The following is a 16370-nucleotide window of genomic DNA, read 5'->3' on the forward strand; positions in this document are numbered from 1 at the left end:
CTACTTCGTCAATCCTTCCAGGTAAGACAGGACATCGGGAGAATCCCACGCCATCGGACCGATAACCTTTTTCAGCAGAATACCGTTTTTGTCGATGATGAAGGTTTCGGGAACGCCGGTTATGCCATAGGCCTTGGCGGCGCGGTTGTCCGGGTCGGTATAGGCGGGCAGGCTGAAGCCGCTGGTCTTGAAGAACGACTCGATCGCCGGTTGGCCGCCTTCGTCGATGGAAACCGCCACCATCTGAAACGGTTTGCCGGCCATGGCGCTGTTGAGCTTCATCATGGAAGGGATCTCCTCGCGGCAGGGGGGACACCAGGTTGCCCAGAAGTTGAGGAGCACCACCTTTCCCTTCAGATCCGAAAGATTCAGCGGCTTGCCGTTGAGGGAGTTTACCGTAATCGCCGGGGCCGGGACGTTTTCCTGGAGCGGACCCGGGGCTTTGGCCGCTTCCTTTTTGGTGCACGCCATAAGCGCCACCACTGCCCCCACTACGACAAGCATCAGAAACCGTTTCATTGTTCCTCCAAAATTCGCGGCACCCGGGTGGTCGGGAGAGGCTCAGCGGCTACGGGTGACCACATAATCGGCAAGCTCCGCCAGGGCGTCCCTGAGCGGTGAGGGGGCAAACAGGTCGAGGCACCCCTGGCTTGCGACAATATGGCGGCGCGCCGCCTCCACGGTGTACTCGATGCCGCCATACTGCTTGACCAGCCCTGAAACCTCGCGGAATTCATCCAGCGACATCTCGTCCTTTTCCACAACCGCCTCGATAACGGCGCGTTCGCCGGCGGTGCACTGGCGCAGGGTGTGGATCAGCGGCAGGGTGATCTTGCCCTCTTCCAGGTCATGCCCGATGCTTTTGCCGAACTCCTCCTCGGAGGCGGTGTAGTCCAGGAGGTCGTCCATGAGTTGGAAGGCGATCCCCAGTTCCATCCCGAAATCGGCCATGGCCTTCTGCCGGTCGGCCGAAGCGGCCCCCAGGATCGCCCCCGCCTCGCAGGCCGCCGACATGAGGATGGCGGTCTTGGCGCGCACGACGCCGATGTAACGTTCTTCCGTCAGATCGAGTTCGCCGGTGCAGAGCAGTTGCAGGACTTCGCCTTCGGCGATAACCGTAGTGGCACCGGAAAGCACCCGCAGGATATCGAGGCTGCCGACGCCGACCATCAGGGAAAAGGATTTGGAGAAGAGAAAATCGCCGACCAGCACCGACGCCTCGTTGCCCCACAAGGTATTGGCCGAGGCGATGCCCCGGCGCAGGGTGGCGCTGTCAACCACATCGTCATGCAGCAACGTGGCGGTATGGATGAACTCGATCACGCTTGCCAGCGGGACGGCCTTATCCCCCTGGTAGCCGCACAGTCTGGCAGAGAGCAGCAGCAAGGCCGGGCGGACGCGTTTGCCGCCGCTGGACAGCACGTATTCCCCGACTTTGCGGATCAGGGGTACGTCGGATTCCAGGTCTTTGCGAAATTGCTGCTCGACGAGTTTGAGTTCGTCTCCGATGATGTTCAGGGCGGCCTGCATCTGAGTGGTTTCCTTGAAGTGAAGTTTCGTCATAGTAATGGAATGAAAAACGGTTTGTCAAAGCATTTCTGGCCGCCGCGCCGCGCAAGTTCTTCATGTTTCCATTGCCAGACGCTACGTCACGGTATATGGTATGGAATTGTTGTTAATCAGATATTTTTTGAGGAAGTAGACTAATGAGATTTGACGAACTTTCAATCCCTGAAGAGGTCCGGCAAGGCATCCGGGACGCTGGTTTCAGCGAATGCACCCCGATTCAGGAGCAAACCCTGCCCCTCTCCCTGAGCGGCAAGGACGTGGCCGGCCAGGCCCAGACCGGCACCGGCAAGACCGCCGCTTTTCTGATCACCCTGTTTACCCGTCTCCTGGAGAACAAGGGGAGTACGCAGCAGCCGCGGGCACTGATTCTGGCACCAACGCGGGAGTTGGTGGTCCAGATCGAGGAAGATGCGCAACTGCTGGGCCGCCACTGCGGTCTGGTCACCCAGGCGATTTACGGCGGCGTCGACTACATGAAACAACGCAGCGCCCTGCGCGAGGGGGCCGATGTGGTGGTCGGCACCCCCGGCCGGCTGATCGATTACCTGAAGCAGAAGGTCTATTCCCTCAAGGGGATAGAGATGCTGGTGATCGATGAGGCAGACCGCATGTTCGACATGGGCTTTATCGCCGACCTGCGTTTCATCCTGCGGCGACTCCCCCCCTACGACAAGCGTCAGAACCTGATGTTTTCGGCCACCCTCAGCCTCCGGGTCATGGAGTTGGCCTACGAGTTCATGAACATGCCGGAAAAGCTCTCGGTCACGCCTGAAAAGATGACCGCGGAGCGGGTGGAGCAGGTGCTGTTCCACGTTTCCCGCAAGGAAAAATTCCCCCTCCTGCTGGGGTTGCTCCGTCGCGAAGGGATGGAGCGCACCATGATTTTCATCAATACCAAACGCGAGGCCGAATACCTGTTCGACCGCCTGAACGCCAACGGGTTTCCCTGCCGCGTCATCTCGGGCGATGTGGAGCAGCGCAAACGCATGCGCATCCTCGACGATTTCAAGCAGGGCAAGCTTCCCATCCTGATCGCAACCGACGTGGCCTCACGCGGCCTGCATATCGAAGGGGTTTCCCACGTCATAAATTACGACCTGCCCCAGGACTGCGAGGACTACGTCCATCGCATCGGCCGCACCGCACGGGCCGGTTCCGAAGGCAAGGCCATCTCCCTGGCCGACGAGGACGGCGCCTTTTTCCTGGAAGCCATCGAGGAGTACATCAAGGACAAGATCCCCACCGAGTGGGCGGAGGACGAACTGTTCGTCAACGACTACGTGCGGACGCCGCGCCCCAAACGGAAACCGGAGCTCAAAGCCGATGGCGGCCGGACTCGGAGCGGCGACCGGACGACCCGTTCCAGGAGCGGCGGCCGGGCAAAGCCGAAATCTGCGGCTGCCTCAGCCCCCGTCCCCGCACCCGAAAGCGCAGCCGGCGAAACGCCGACCGCAAAGAAACGCCGCCGCAGGCGCCGCAAACCGGGCGAGAAAACGGAACCGGGAAGCACCGCTCCCCAGGGGGAATAGCTGCAAACGGCAAAGCCCGTTGGAATTGTCTCCAACGGGCTTTTTATCGAGCCACCGGCCGGCTAAAAACTATGTGAACTCTTCATGAGCATGCTGACCCCCAGGTAGGTGAACAGCATCACAAACACCCCCGCGATGCCCAGCCATGCCGCTGCCCTCTCCCAAGCCGCCCCCTTCAGCCTGACGTGCAGTACCAGGGCATAGTACAACCACAGGATGGATGTCCAGAGTTCCTTGGGCGTCCAGAGCCAGTAGGTTCCCCAGGCGTAATACCCCCAGATCCCACCGGCCACCATGGAGGCCGAAAAAAACGACCAACCGGCCAGGACCACCTTGAACTGCATATGCATCAAGGCCCGCCGGCGGCAGATCAAAAATCCGGCACCGAGCACCCCTCCGGCCAGGAACAAACCGTATCCGAAGAATGCCAGCACCACATGCAGCTCGAACCAGAGGGTGTCGAGAACCTGGGGGAGCGGCATGTCCAAGGGGGGAAACATGAGGGCAAACAGGGTGAAAATTCCGCTCGCCAGACCGGCAGCAACCGGAAACCACCGTTCGGAACGCATCGTCCCGGCTAGGGAGATGGCCAACGACATGAGCGCCACCGAGGCCGCAAAAAACAGCAGGGTGTCATGGGGACCGATCAACGGCAGACGGCCGGCGGCCATGCCGCGTATCGCCATGTAGGCAACCTGGGTTGCCAGGCCGAGGGCAAATAACGTTCTCTGCCATGAGCCGAACAGGAAGCACGCGGCGGATATGACGAGCAGCCATCTCATTGCGTGACGGCTACAGCTTTACCACGGAGGTTATGCGGCGGTCGGAGAGAAAACGCACCAGCAGAAACAGGGGAATGCACCAGAGTGCCGTCATGAGGGCGATATTCACCACCTCGCCGAAGTAGCCGCCGATGGAATGGGGTATCGGCTCCATCACCCAGACGACGAATCCCGCGACAAAGTAGAGCGGCACGAAAATGATTGCACCCCACAGCAGGTGGGGCAGCATCCTGAGGGCTTGGGCGCTCCGCTTCATGAACAGGAATGCGGCCCCCAGAAGGGCAAGGCCGTACAGCGTTTTGATCCAGGGCAGCGCGCCGTAGTGTGCAAAAACATACCAGGCCGACACCGGTTCGTCCCGTTGGGCCGACAACTGCGCCTGGATGTCGCCGCCATGATATCCCGCCACCCCCCAGAGCCCCATGCCCAGAATGATTATGGCGGCCAGGCCGGTCCCCCACCCGATCAGATTGACCGGATGCAGCGTCTCGACCAAATCGGCAACCACGGTCGTTTCCGGCTCCGGCGGCGTAGGCGCCGCGTCGCGGGAGAATTTCTTGCCGAGCAATTCCTGGTCACGAAGGCGTTGGGCCTCTTCCCGCTGCCGCTCCACGAAAGCCTTGACCACGACCCCGCATTTCGGGCAGGTGGAGAATAATTCATCCCCAAAGGTGCTGTAACTGCACGACGGACAGGTATCCACCAGATAGGCATTGCTTTCGGCACGCGGTTTCTTGATGGAGAAAGCATGATTGCACCGCGGACAAGTCAGAAAACGTCCCTGCTCGGGGATTTCGTGGTCAGGGATGGTGCCGCTGGCATTGCAGTGTGGACAGACTATTTTCATATCTCGACTCTCGTATGAAAATTGTGTACCGCCGGGCCGTTTTCGAAGGACAACCGAGTATTACCACAAATCAAATCCCATGAAAACCCATAGCCACCCTATTTCCGCATGCGCCTGCCGATCCTGCACGCCCCGTCGGCACAGGCAGAGGTTTGCCGTGGCAGGAAACGCCGAATCCGGGCAAAGGCCCGGTAGCCCAGCCTGGCAATCGGCTTGAGGCAAGGCAGTTGTATCACCGCCGCGAGAACACCATGGATGGTCGCTGCCGGAAAGGCCCGCCAGATGGCCCCCAAGGCGTCCACGCCCCGATAGACCCTGTTGCCGCGATCAATGGCGTGCACCTGGTACATGAACTCGGCCAACGGGATGCCATAGACCCCGGGATCGAACTCCGGGACGCTGATATCGATGAATTGCAGTCTCCCGTCCCTGTCCTTCGCCCGATAGCGGGCCATTGCCGAACTGCACACCGAGCAGGAACCGTCATAGAAAACACGGAGAGGAAATTGGGGGTCGCTCTTCACAAGGCCTCCTGCCGCAGGGCCGCACAGAACACTAACTGTCGGAAGAATCTGCCTCTCCGCGGATCTCCCGCAGGAATGCCGCCCCATAGCGGGCCAATTTATGCTTCCCGACCCCGCTGATACGCGCCAGGCCCTCGTCATCCGTGGGGCGATAGGCGGCCATCTCCACCAGGGTGGCGTCCCCGAACACAACGAAGGGTGGCACCTGCTGCTCATCAGCCAGACGCTTGCGCAGAGCGCGCAAACGTTCGAAGAGCCCGCGGTCGTAGTCCAGTTCGCCCCGGCTCCGCTTCGGTTCCTTCTTCGCCGCCACCATCCTGACCCGGGGGCGGGCCAGCACCACCCGCTCCTCACCCCGCAAAACCGGTTTCGAACGGGCGGTCAGACGCAACACGGAATAATTGCCCACATCCTGCTCCAGATAGCCCAGGTGCAGCAACTGGCGTATGAGCCCGCCCCAGGCGTCCTGGGACAACTCCCTGCCGATGCCGTAGGTGGAGAGCCGGTCATGCCCCAGGCTCTGGATACGTTGGCTGTGGGAGCCGCGCAGGACTTCGATGACATGCCCCATGCCAAAGCGCTGTCCCACCCGGTAGACGCAGGAAAGGGCCTTCTGGGCATCCTCGGTGGCGTCATAGCGTTCCGGCGGACTTTGGCAGACATCGCAGTTGCCGCAGTCATCCTCCAGATGCTCGCCGAAATACCCCAAAAGGACCCGGCGGCGGCAGGTGAGCGCCTCGGCAAAGCCGACCATGGCGTTCAACTTGTGCAGCTCGATCCGGTTCTGGTCCGGATTGCCGCCATTTTCGATCAAGGCCCGGGAGATGGCTATGTCGCCGTAACCGAACAGGAGCAGCGCCTCGGCCGGCAACCCGTCCCTGCCGGCGCGGCCTGTTTCCTGGTAATAGCTTTCTATATTCTTCGGCAGATCATAATGTACCACAAAGCGCACATTGGGTTTGTCGATCCCCATGCCGAACGCCACGGTAGCCACCACCACCCGCAGGTCGTCCCGCTGAAATGCGTCCTGGGTCCGTTGACGCTCCGCATCCGAAAGACCGGCATGGTAGGGGGCGGCCTTGATGCCGGCCTCGGCCAGACGCCCCGCCAACTCTTCCACCCGCTTGCGGGAAAGCGCATAGACGATGCCTGCCTCCCCGGTGCGCCCCTTGAGAAAGGCGCTCAACTGTTGGAACGGTTTCTGCTTTTCCAGCACCGTGTAGCGGATGTTCGGGCGGTCGAAACCAGCCACGTGGCAGACCGCCTCCGTCAAGCCCAGGCGCGAGACGATGTCGTTGCGTGTCTGGGGGTCGGCTGTGGCGGTGAGGGCGATCAGGGGGATGCCGGGGAACAGCTCCCGCAGCCGGCCGAGTTGCACGTATTCCGGCCGGAAATCATGTCCCCACTGGGAGACGCAGTGGGCCTCGTCAATGGCGAACAGGGCAATATCCAGCCCCTTCAGGCGTTCCAGAAACCCGTCGCTCATCAACCGTTCCGGCGAGACGTACAGCAGGTCCAGGTGGCCGCCATGGAGCCGGGCCAGCACCTGCCGCGCCTCCGCTTCCTTCAGCGAAGAGTTGTAGAGCGCGGCAGCGACGCCGTTGGCCGTCAGGGCATCCACCTGATCCTTCATCAGGGATATGAGCGGCGAAACCACAATGCCCACGCCGGGCCGGTGCAGGGCCGGCACCTGGTAGCACAGGGACTTGCCGCCGCCGGTCGGCATGAGGACAAAGGCGTCCTCGCCGGCAATGAGGGCGGAGATGATCTCCTGCTGGTGCGGCCTGAAGGACGTATAGCCGAAAATGTTCTTCAGGGTTTCCTGCAAGGATGGGGGCGTGGCACCACCGGACAGGACCGGATGGCCGCTCATCAGCTTATCACCACGCCGCCGGAAACCACGAATTTAACGGCTTCCTCAACGGTCATACCGCTGTCGAACACCTCGTTCTCCCGGAAAAACAGGGCAAAGCCGGAGGTGGGGTTGGGCATGGTCGGCACGTAGACCACCACCAGCGGTATCCCGTCACGCACCACTTCGGCCGTTACAAATCCGATGGCGCGTACGCCGGGACGCGGCCATTCCACAAAGACCGCCCGGCGATAGGAGGTCTTCCCCTCCCGGAACACCTTGATCAATTGCTTGCTGGACGAGTAGATCGACTTGACGAGTGGGATGCGTTCCAGCAGTCGGTCCCCCAGCTTGAGAAACTGATTCCCCAGAACATTGGTGGCAAAGATGCCGGCGAAGTAGATGACGACCGCGCCGGTAATCATGCCGAGGCCCGGGATATGCAACTCGTGGTGGATGAAGAGACTGAAAAGGGTATCCAGATAGCTGCCCAGAATGCCATCGGCAAAGCTGAACAAAAATGTCAGGATGAAGATCGTGATCCCGACCGGGATCACCACGAACAGGCCGGCGATGAATTTTTCCTTCAGATGATCGACGATGAATTTCATGAAACCCCTCACAATGGTGTTGTGCCGAGCATACCTTTTGCCTTGATAAAGTCAATAGCTGAGGCACGGGCCGGACATCCCGCGTGAAAACCGGTACGTGGCCACGCCGGATCGAAACAAAAACGGCCCGCATATGCAGGCCGTTTTGAGCAATATTTCAGGTTTTGCATCAAGCCTGGGACCATTCTAGCCGATCCTGACCCCCTTGATCGTTTCGCCCCCTTCTTCCCGTGCCGTTGTGAGGCAGCGATCCGCATTGTCAATCAGCACCTCCGCCGTCATGCCGGTCTTCTGTTGGCTGGCGGTAAAACCGGACACCCCGAAACTGGCGTTTATCCGCACCTCCTTGTCGTACATCCTGATGACCTGGGAAGCGATCCTGAGCCGCAAGCGCTTGGCCACGATCATGGCTGCGGTCATGTCGGTTTCCGCCAGGACCACCATAAACGAGTCCTCACCGTAGCGCGCCAGCCAGTCTACATCCTTGCGAATCGACTCTGCCAGGCAATCGGCGCAGCTCTTGAGCACCACGTCGCCGGAGTAGTGCCCGTAGGCCCCGATAACGTCCCTGAATTGATTGATGCTGACCAGTATCAGGGAGAGCGAACGCTCGTATCGGTACGCCCGTTTGATCTCATGGGGGATATGGTCCTCCATGTAGCGGCGGTTGAAGGTTCCGGTCACCGGGTCGATGAGGGAGAGGCTTTTGATCTCTTCGATAAAGCGCTGCTGGGAAATCTCCAGATCGAGCACCCGTTTGGCCGTTTTCAGGCGGGAGACCAGTTCGGCCTGATGGGCCGGCTTGATCAGATATTCGTCGGCGCCGGCCTCGAGCCCGGCAATGATGTCGTTTTTGGAATCCTGAGAGGTAAGAAGGATGATAAAGGTGTAACGGCCGGAGTCGTCGGCGCGGATGGCCCGGCATAGTTCCAGGCCGTTCATCTCGGGCATAACCCAGTCGGTCATGACGATCGGGTAATACCCTTTCCTGAAGATCTCCAGGCCTTCCTTGCCGTTTTCGGCAACGACCACCTCGTGTCCCGCCGCCTTCAGACTGGCTTCGAGAACGGTCCTTTGCAGGCGGTTGTCGTCCACGACAAGAATGGGAAACGTTTCCTGCTGATTCTGTTTGGTCTCTTCCATTGGCGAATCTCCCGGGGAATGTTACCGCACGGCAACCGGCGCAAGATGCCGGCTGTTGACCACGTTGATCGGGGCGCCTGCGCGGTATGAGGCAACGTTGGCGGCAACGATGTCCATGAGCCGCCGGCGCGCCGCCAGCGAGGCCCAGGCTATATGGGGCGTAAAGATGCAGTTGGGCGCGGACAGGAGAGGATTGCCGGCGAGCATCGGCTCATGGGCGACCACATCCAGCCCGGCGCCGGCTATCCGGCCGGCGTGCAGCGCCCGGGCCAGGTCGGCTTCGTTCACCAGCCCTCCCCGTGCCACGTTGATCAGAAACGCGCTGGACTTCATCATCCCCAGAAGCCGGGAGTTGACGAAACCGGTATTGTCGCTGGTTTGGGGACAGTTGAGACTTACCACGTCCGCCGTAGAGAACAACTCGTCCAGACCGACGAACCGGACCGGTACCGGCCCCGCATCCTGTGGGATGCGAGGGGCATGGGCGATGATCCGCATACCGAAAGCGGCGCCGATACGGGCCACCGCCCGCCCGATGGTACCGTAACCAACGATGCCCAGCGTCAGGCCGTCCAGCTCCACGATCGGCGCCTTCCAGAAGGAGTGGTCGGGGCAGTCCGTCCATTCGCCGGCCTTGACTGCGGCGTTGTGAACGCCCACCTGCACGGCCAACTCCAGAAGCAGGGCAAAGGTGGTCTGGGCAACCGATTCGGTGGAATAGGCGGGAACGTTTGACACCGGAATACCCAGTTGGCCGGCAACGGCCACATCGATATTATTGTATCCCGTGGCCAGAAGCGAAATGTATCTGAGTTTCGGCAGAGCATTCAGGACGGACGCATCGAGCTTGACCTTGCTGGTCAGGATTATTTCCGCATCACTTGCCCGCTCCAGGGTGAGCTCGGGCGGGGTACGGTCATAAACGGTGCATGTCCCCTGGTTTTCGACCGGGGTCCAGGGGTTGTCGCCGGGGTTGATGGTATAGCCGTCAAGAATAACGATCCTGGTGGTTTCAGACATGAAGACCAGCTCCTTTTTTCATTTTTCTGCGGGCGGGGGCGGTACTCGCTCCTTACCCGCGGCCCCACGCGCGGACCATTGCCGCGAAGTCAGCAGCGGGTAGCGGGCGGCCGAAATAGTATCCCTGGATCATCTCACAGTTGTGCTCGGCGAGAAAAGACAACTGTTCTCCGGTCTCCACCCCCTCGGCCACGACCGTCATGTTGAGGTTGTGCGCCATGAGGATGATGGTCCGCACAATAGTGGCGTCATCAGGATTCACAAGAATGTCGTCCACGAATGACTTGTCTATCTTCACGACATCGATGGGAAACCGTTTCAGATAACCAAGGGACGAATAGCCCGTGCCGAAATCGTCCAGGGAGAGGCCGAGCCCCATGCCCTTGAGTGCATGGAGTTTTGCCACCGCCTCATCCACATTGTTCATGAGATAGCTCTCGGTAAGCTCAAGCTCCAGAAGGGCGGGGTCAAAACCGGTTTCGGCGAGGATTGCACCGATTCGCTCCACCAGATCCTGCTGTTTGAACTGGCGTGCCGAAATATTCACCGCCATCGTCATGGGCGGCAGTCCCTCTGCCTGCCACGCGTTGCTCTGTTCACATACCGTGCGCAGTACCCACTCGCCGATCATGATGATCAGGCCGGTCTCTTCCGCCAGGGGGATGAACGTATCCGGCGGGATCAATCCCCGCTCGGGGTGGTTCCAGCGCACAAGCGCCTCCATCCCCTGTATCCGCCGGGTGGCCAACTCAACCTTGGGCTGATAATGGATCACGAATTCTCCACGCTCAAGGGCACGCCTCAGCCCGATTTCGAGCTCCATACGGTCCACAACCCGGGTGTTCATCTCGGTCGTAAAGAACTGGAAGCCGGCCCTCCCCTTGTCCTTGACGTGATACATGGCGGTGTCGGCCTTGGTGAGCAGGGCCACTGCGCTGTCGTCGTCGTTGGGGTACAGGGCGAGCCCGATGCTGGGCGACACGAAGAACTCATTGCCATTGACCACGAATGGCTCGAAAAAGTGTCTCAAGAGGTGTTCCGCCACCAGGATAACGTCTTCAATCCTGCCGATGCGGGTGAGGATGATCACGAACTCGTCGCCGCCGATCCGGGCGATGGTATCGCCGCTCCGGACGACGGATTTCAGCCGGTTGGCGACGCTTTTCAGGAGTTGATCGCCGACCGGATGACCATAGGTATCATTGATGATCTTGAAGTTGTCAAGGTCCAGGAGCAGGACCGCCACGATATGCCCTTCCCGCCGTGCCGCCGCCAGGGCCTGTTCCAGGCGGTCATGGAGAAGATAGCGGTTGGGGATGCCGGTCAGAAGGTCGTGATTTGCCTGAAAAAACAACGTTTCCTCAAACTGTTTCCGCTCTCTGATGTCCTTGACCATGATGCAGAGGGCTTCCCTGCCCTCATAGGGTATCAGGCCGGCGCTCAGTTCGGCATCGAGGGCAGAACCGTCCTTACGGCGGAGGCGGTACTCCCGTTTTTGTTGCAGGAGCCTTTCTATCAGGGTGTCGGTTATGGCTGCATCGCCGAAGGCAAGCTGGCCGAGATTGAGGCCGACCAACTCTTCGGCGGTGTATCCCAGATAGTTCTGGATCGCACCGTTTGATTCTATGATCGTGCCGTTGGCCCGGTCCGTGATGATGATCCCCTCGTTGGCCCCCTCTATGACCAGGCTATAGCGCTGTTCAAGCTCTTTCCCCTGCTGCCGGGACACGGCGAGTTTTCCCAGCAGGAAACGCACGATGGCGGCAAAGCCCAGGACCAGGCCCAAAAAGCAGAGCAGGAAGTAGCCTACGGCCCGCATTCCCTTTCCGTAGATGGTGCGCCGGTCGGTCACTTTGACGATAAAGGCTTTGTGGCCGTACACATCCTTTACCAGGGCATAACCATTGATGTAACGGAATCCGTCCGCCTCGACCACGCGCGGGTTGGCCTCGCTCAGCCGCTTTCCGGCCTCGCCCGGGGTGTTCGTCGTCCCGGCCGGCAGCAGTTGCAGAGAAAGGCGGGCCATGGTCGCCAAACCGGCAACCTCGGCCGTATTCAGATACCGCCCCATGAGCAACGTGCCCCGGATCGGCCCTTTGTACTCGCTGGTCAGCACGGGCCGCGAGGCGATTATCATCAAGCCTTCCGGCAGGTTTATGACACCTTTGACCGTGCTGTCAGGCACCATATGGCTCAGCAGCAGGCTCCCGGGGGATATGTGGCGGGACAAACCGGCAGGGGCCGGCGTCAACCGGTTTTTTTCAGGATCAAAAGCCTTGCCGTAGATCACCTCTCCGGCGTTGTTGAGATACATGATCAAATTGAGGCGTTGTTTTGCAAAGGTAGGAGAGGTCAGGTTCGATTTTTCAAAAGCCTGGTTGCCGTCCCGCACGTAGCGGTAGGCATCATCCCAGGCGGAATAATCGCTACAGACGATGTTGAGGCTATTGGCTTCATCGTTGATCAGGTTGACCGCCCGTTCCACATTCTCTGCAGCTTCCTGTATCTCGATCCGGGCAAAGCTGTCGAGCAGGAACACCTTGGTAACAAGATAGAGCAGCAGAAACATCCCTGCCAAAGACGCGGACAATATCGGCAAAGATTTGGAGCGTAGCTTCATAGATGAACCCGGTAAGACCAAAGGGATGGGATAAGAAAAAATCATTAAAAAAGCGGCACAGTTGTTTCAATGAATACTGTGTCGCGGTCTTATTTACTATATATAATTAAAAATCAATGAGTTGCAAGTAAAAAAACAGGTTTTACCATGGAGTGGACAGAACGGAGGGGTTCCCTTCATGTCGGCGCTGCACCTGCTCCACGGAAATCCGCAACGAATTCGCGGACAGCGGGGAGAAAACAGCGGAAATCATCGCGCAGTCCGGAATAGTTGCGTCTCAATTCCCGTTCTCCGCCAGCCAGTGGGTTATCCCGCGTCACCCGCCGCGACATGCGCTCAAGAGCCAGGCCGATGCCCTCTATCTCGCAATAGGACGGGAGCAGTTCTTCGAAGATGACCGGCAGCAGGCCCTGAAGGCGTTCCGGCAACCATGTACGATGTCCTTCGACCATTTTCCTGACCCGGGCCAGATAGCTCGCCAGAGGTTCGTCCGTCCACTCCTCCCAACCAGCAGACAGAAAATGATCATAAAACAGATCGACGAAGATGCCGCGCCACATTCGATACTGCGGCGCAATCCGGCCATAGCTCCGGCGAAAATAAAGCTGTTGCTGGGCAAAGCTGTCGATCCGCCGGTGCAGTAGGATTCCCGACGCTATACCGGGAGGGTAACCCTCGCCGACCCTCCCTTTGACAAAATCCCCCATAAAGTTGCCGGTCAGCAGTTCAGGGTCGTCGCCGGACAGATAGAGGTGGAAAAGAAAGTTCATGTAGTCACCTTGCGGGTCGATAGACTAGGCATGCCTCGGGTGCGGTTCGACAAAAGAATATTGTAATCGGTTCATCGCCGGCTTCGGCACTTTATCATCAGGCATGACTTGATTGCAAAAAGAGAAAACCCCGCCTGAAAAGGCGGGGTTTGTCGATGTTCACGGGGGAAGATTCCCTCCCCTTTGGCGCTGCTGTACCCTAGATGTCGTAGTAGAGGGCGAATTCGATCGGTACCGGACGCATACGGACCGGGTTGACTTCGGCTTCGGTTTTGTACTCGATCCACTTTTCGATGACGTCGGCGGTAAAGACGTCACCCTTGAGCAGGAACTCGTGATCTTCTTCCAGGCATTTGAGTGCTTCTTCCAGGCTGCCCGGAGCAGACGGGATGTTCTTGAGCTCTTCCGGCGAAAGGCCGTAAATATCCTTGTCCAGCGGCTGGCCCGGATCGATCTTGTTCTCGATGCCGTCGAGGCCGGCCATCAGCATGGCGGCGAAGGCCAGGTAGCCGTTGCAGGACGGGTCGGGCGTACGGTATTCGATACGCTTGGCCTTGGGGTTGGTGGAGAACATGGGGATACGGAGAGAGGCCGAACGGTTACGGCTGGAGTAAGCCATGTTCACAGGGGCCTCGAAGCCCGGCACCAGACGCTTGTAGGAGTTGGTGGTCGGGTTGGTGAAGGCGCACAGGGCCTTGGCATGCTTGATGATGCCGCCGATGTAGTACAGGGCGATCTGGGAAAGCCCGCCGTATTTGTCGCCGGCGAACAGGTTGCTGCCGTCTTTCCAGATGGACATGTGCGAATGCATGCCGGAACCGTTGTCGCCGTAAAGCGGCTTGGGCATGAAGGTCGCGGTCTTGCCGTTGCGGTAGGCCACGTTCTTGACGATGTACTTGAACCACTGAAGTTTGTCGGCCATCTTGACCAGGGCGTCGAAACGCATGTCGATCTCGGCCTGGCCGCCGGTGGCTACCTCGTGATGCTGGCATTCGACCTGGATGCCGACCTTCTGCATTTCCATGACCATCTCGTTACGCAGGTCGTTCTGGGAATCGGTCGGGGAAACCGGGAAGTAACCTTCCTTGTGGCGCGGCTTGTAGCCCAGGTTGGGGAACTCTTCACGGCCGGAGTTCCAGGCACCTTCAACCGAATCAACGGCATAGAAGGACTGATTGGCGGTGGCGTCATAACGCACGTCGTCGAAGATGAAGAATTCGGCTTCCGGGCCGAAGAAAGCGGTGTCGCCGATGCCGGTGGACTTGAGGTAAGCCTCGGCTTTTCTGGCGATGTTGCGCGGGTCGCGGCTGTAGCCTTCCTTGGTGATCGGATCAAAGATGTTGCAGATCAAGGACAGGGTGGGAAGCGCGGTAAACGGGTCCATTTTGGCGGTGGTGGCGTCGGGGATGATGATCATGTCGGAGGCATGAATCGGCTGCCAACCGCGGATGGAAGAACCGTCGAAACCAAGGCCGTCTTCAAAGATATCCTCACCGAATTCGCTTATGGGGGTGGAAAAATGCTGCCAGATTCCCACAAAATCCATAAATTTGAAATCTACCATCAGTGCGCCATTTTCCTTGGCAAAATCTACTACCTGTTTCGGGGTCATCAGCTTCTCCTTTCGGGGGGATATGTAGTAAACCGCTTTAGTGCCTTACAGTGCGTCTTCGCCGGTCTCGCCGGTCCTGATGCGGACCACGGCTTCCACCGGCGTCACGAAGATCTTGCCGTCGCCAATCCGGCCGGTTTTGGCGGATTGCTCGATGGCTTCCACAACCTTGGAAACAATCGTATCCGATACGATGATTTCGAGTTTGATTTTAGGGATAAAGTCCACGACGTATTCGGCGCCGCGATACAGCTCGGTATGTCCCTTCTGACGGCCGAAACCCTTGACCTCGCTGACGGTAATACCCTGTACGCCGATCTCGTTCAAGGCTTCCTTTACTTCATCGAGCTTGAACGGCTTGATGATGGCTTCGACTTTTTTCAAACGCGTGACCCTCCCTTTCTTGAAATTGGACAGGGGAGATTATATGAATTATCAGTCAAATTGCAAGCGGTAAGCTGCTGCCCACCTTCAATAAACCTTGCAAACACTTTGCCAACTTTGCCACACATAAACCACAACAATGTCAATAAGTTAAAAACACGGAACAAACCATGCCGACGGGGTGGCACGGCAATGCTGCACAAAAATAAAGCACCGCCGCAAGAAAGTGCCTGCAAAGCGGGCAGCGCGACGATGCCGGATTACAGTGCTTGCTCTTTGAGCTCTTTGATGATTTCGACTTGGCGCTGGTTGATATAATAGGATATCTGCTGCTGGGAGTGTTTTTCCGGGTGGAATTCCAAAAAACAGTTATAGGGGGCTTCGTCCCCACAACTTTGATGACCGTTGCGGTAACCCCGACCTCGTGTACCGAACCGTTCGCGATATCGGGGAGTTTCAGGAACACGTTGATGTCGAGTCCCGGCGGCAGTTGTTCCTTGGACATGACGCTTATGGAGGCGCCGCCAAGGGAGATATCTTTGATGCTTCCCTTGATGATGTCTTCGGCAACGATCATCTCGGCTTCAAGCGACCTGTCGAGCACGACACGGACAAAACGGCGCATATCCGACCTGATCTTGGCGTAGCCGAAGTTGCAGAGTATGACTTTTTTCCGGGCGGCATTGACGTAAAATGCCTCGCCGATCATATCCTCGCGGAAGGAAAATTTTTCGTGGGCGCGGATCAGGGCCTTGTGCTCCAGAGTGATAACCTTTGCCTGGTATTCGTGCACTTCAAATTCGGCCATTTCATTATCCACATTGACCAACTTGGCATCGTAGGACACCGGAATTTCTTTATAATAATTGAGAAAAGAGAAGTTCGTCCCGATCATGGACTTGAGATTTTGAATGATTATCAAGGAATCTTCACGTTCGGTCCCTTTAACAATTTTGTCAAAATACTGAAACATTACAAAATTCCCCGGAAGGATTGATTGAATTGCAGAAAACGTATGGCTGTTGTATAAGTGGACAGAACTTTTTTAACAGAAATGCCTTCGGACGACAAGCACTAATGAAATCAATTATGCATAATCTGCGCACA

General features: G+C 58.4%; 15 protein-coding genes. 1 reads left to right on the forward strand and 14 read right to left on the reverse strand.

The genetic code is table 11. The features are described 5' to 3' along the window. Positions 1 to 519 (reverse strand): TlpA disulfide reductase family protein, encoded by a 519-nt coding sequence (locus FO488_RS09305; protein ID WP_149210307.1) that lies wholly within the window; start codon positions 517 to 519, stop codon positions 1 to 3. Between the two features lie 42 nt (positions 520 to 561). Beyond that, positions 562 to 1530: a polyprenyl synthetase family protein gene (locus FO488_RS09310; protein WP_149212136.1), complete on the reverse strand. Its 969-nt coding sequence runs from the start codon at positions 1528 to 1530 to the stop codon at positions 562 to 564. A gap of 176 nt (positions 1531 to 1706) precedes the next feature. On the opposite strand from FO488_RS09310, the gene FO488_RS09315 reads away from it, so the two are divergent. Further along, a complete protein-coding gene (locus FO488_RS09315; protein WP_149210308.1) occupies positions 1707 to 3098 on the forward strand; it encodes a DEAD/DEAH box helicase in 1392 nt (463 codons plus the stop codon). A 62-nt stretch (positions 3099 to 3160) separates the two neighbouring features. Here FO488_RS09315 and FO488_RS09320 read toward each other — a convergent pair whose 3' ends face one another. From FO488_RS09320 to FO488_RS09375, 12 genes are all read right to left on the reverse strand, one after another. Next, positions 3161 to 3880, reverse strand: coding sequence for a cytochrome c biogenesis protein (locus tag FO488_RS09320; protein WP_149210309.1), 720 nt, complete (start codon positions 3878 to 3880; stop codon positions 3161 to 3163). Positions 3881 to 3890: 10 nt separating this feature from the next. After that, on the reverse strand, positions 3891 to 4727 hold the full coding sequence (locus tag FO488_RS09325) for a zinc-ribbon domain-containing protein (protein WP_149210310.1): 837 nt from the start codon (positions 4725 to 4727) through the stop codon (positions 3891 to 3893). 98 nt (positions 4728 to 4825) lie between these two features. Continuing rightward, positions 4826 to 5251, reverse strand: coding sequence for a thiol-disulfide oxidoreductase DCC family protein (locus FO488_RS09330; protein WP_149210311.1), 426 nt, complete (start codon positions 5249 to 5251; stop codon positions 4826 to 4828). Between the two features lie 31 nt (positions 5252 to 5282). After that, the gene (gene recQ, locus FO488_RS09335) at positions 5283 to 7124 is read right to left on the reverse strand and encodes a DNA helicase RecQ (protein WP_149210312.1); all 1842 of its coding nucleotides are present in this window, start codon (positions 7122 to 7124) and stop codon (positions 5283 to 5285) included. Beyond that, positions 7124 to 7714 carry a DUF502 domain-containing protein gene (locus FO488_RS09340; RefSeq protein ID WP_149210313.1) on the reverse strand — a complete coding sequence of 197 codons (591 nt, stop codon included), beginning with the start codon at positions 7712 to 7714 and terminating at the stop codon, positions 7124 to 7126. Before FO488_RS09340 ends, recQ begins: the two co-directional genes overlap by 1 nt. A 186-nt stretch (positions 7715 to 7900) precedes the next feature. Beyond that, positions 7901 to 8857, reverse strand: coding sequence for a diguanylate cyclase (locus FO488_RS09345; RefSeq protein WP_149210314.1), 957 nt, complete (start codon positions 8855 to 8857; stop codon positions 7901 to 7903). A gap of 21 nt (positions 8858 to 8878) precedes the next feature. Further along, on the reverse strand, positions 8879 to 9877 hold the full coding sequence (locus FO488_RS09350) for a D-2-hydroxyacid dehydrogenase (RefSeq protein WP_149210315.1): 999 nt from the start codon (positions 9875 to 9877) through the stop codon (positions 8879 to 8881). Positions 9878 to 9929: 52 nt separating this feature from the next. Then, the gene (locus FO488_RS09355; RefSeq protein ID WP_205743390.1) at positions 9930 to 12446 is read right to left on the reverse strand and encodes an EAL domain-containing protein; all 2517 of its coding nucleotides are present in this window, start codon (positions 12444 to 12446) and stop codon (positions 9930 to 9932) included. Between the two features lie 227 nt (positions 12447 to 12673). After that, positions 12674 to 13267, reverse strand: coding sequence for an ACP phosphodiesterase (locus FO488_RS09360; protein WP_149210317.1), 594 nt, complete (start codon positions 13265 to 13267; stop codon positions 12674 to 12676). A 199-nt stretch (positions 13268 to 13466) separates the two neighbouring features. Beyond that, positions 13467 to 14879 carry a type I glutamate--ammonia ligase gene (gene glnA / locus FO488_RS09365; RefSeq protein ID WP_149210318.1) on the reverse strand — a complete coding sequence of 471 codons (1413 nt, stop codon included), beginning with the start codon at positions 14877 to 14879 and terminating at the stop codon, positions 13467 to 13469. A 45-nt stretch (positions 14880 to 14924) separates the two neighbouring features. After that, positions 14925 to 15263, reverse strand: coding sequence for a P-II family nitrogen regulator (locus FO488_RS09370; RefSeq protein ID WP_149210319.1), 339 nt, complete (start codon positions 15261 to 15263; stop codon positions 14925 to 14927). A gap of 142 nt (positions 15264 to 15405) precedes the next feature. After that, positions 15406 to 16236, reverse strand: a complete 831-nt coding sequence (locus tag FO488_RS09375) for a PilZ domain-containing protein (RefSeq protein WP_149210320.1) — start codon at positions 16234 to 16236, stop codon at positions 15406 to 15408. Positions 16237 to 16370: the final 134 nt, after the last annotated feature.

The organism is Geobacter sp. FeAm09 (genome assembly GCF_008330225.1).
Lineage (GTDB): Bacteria > Desulfobacterota > Desulfuromonadia > Geobacterales > Pseudopelobacteraceae > Oryzomonas.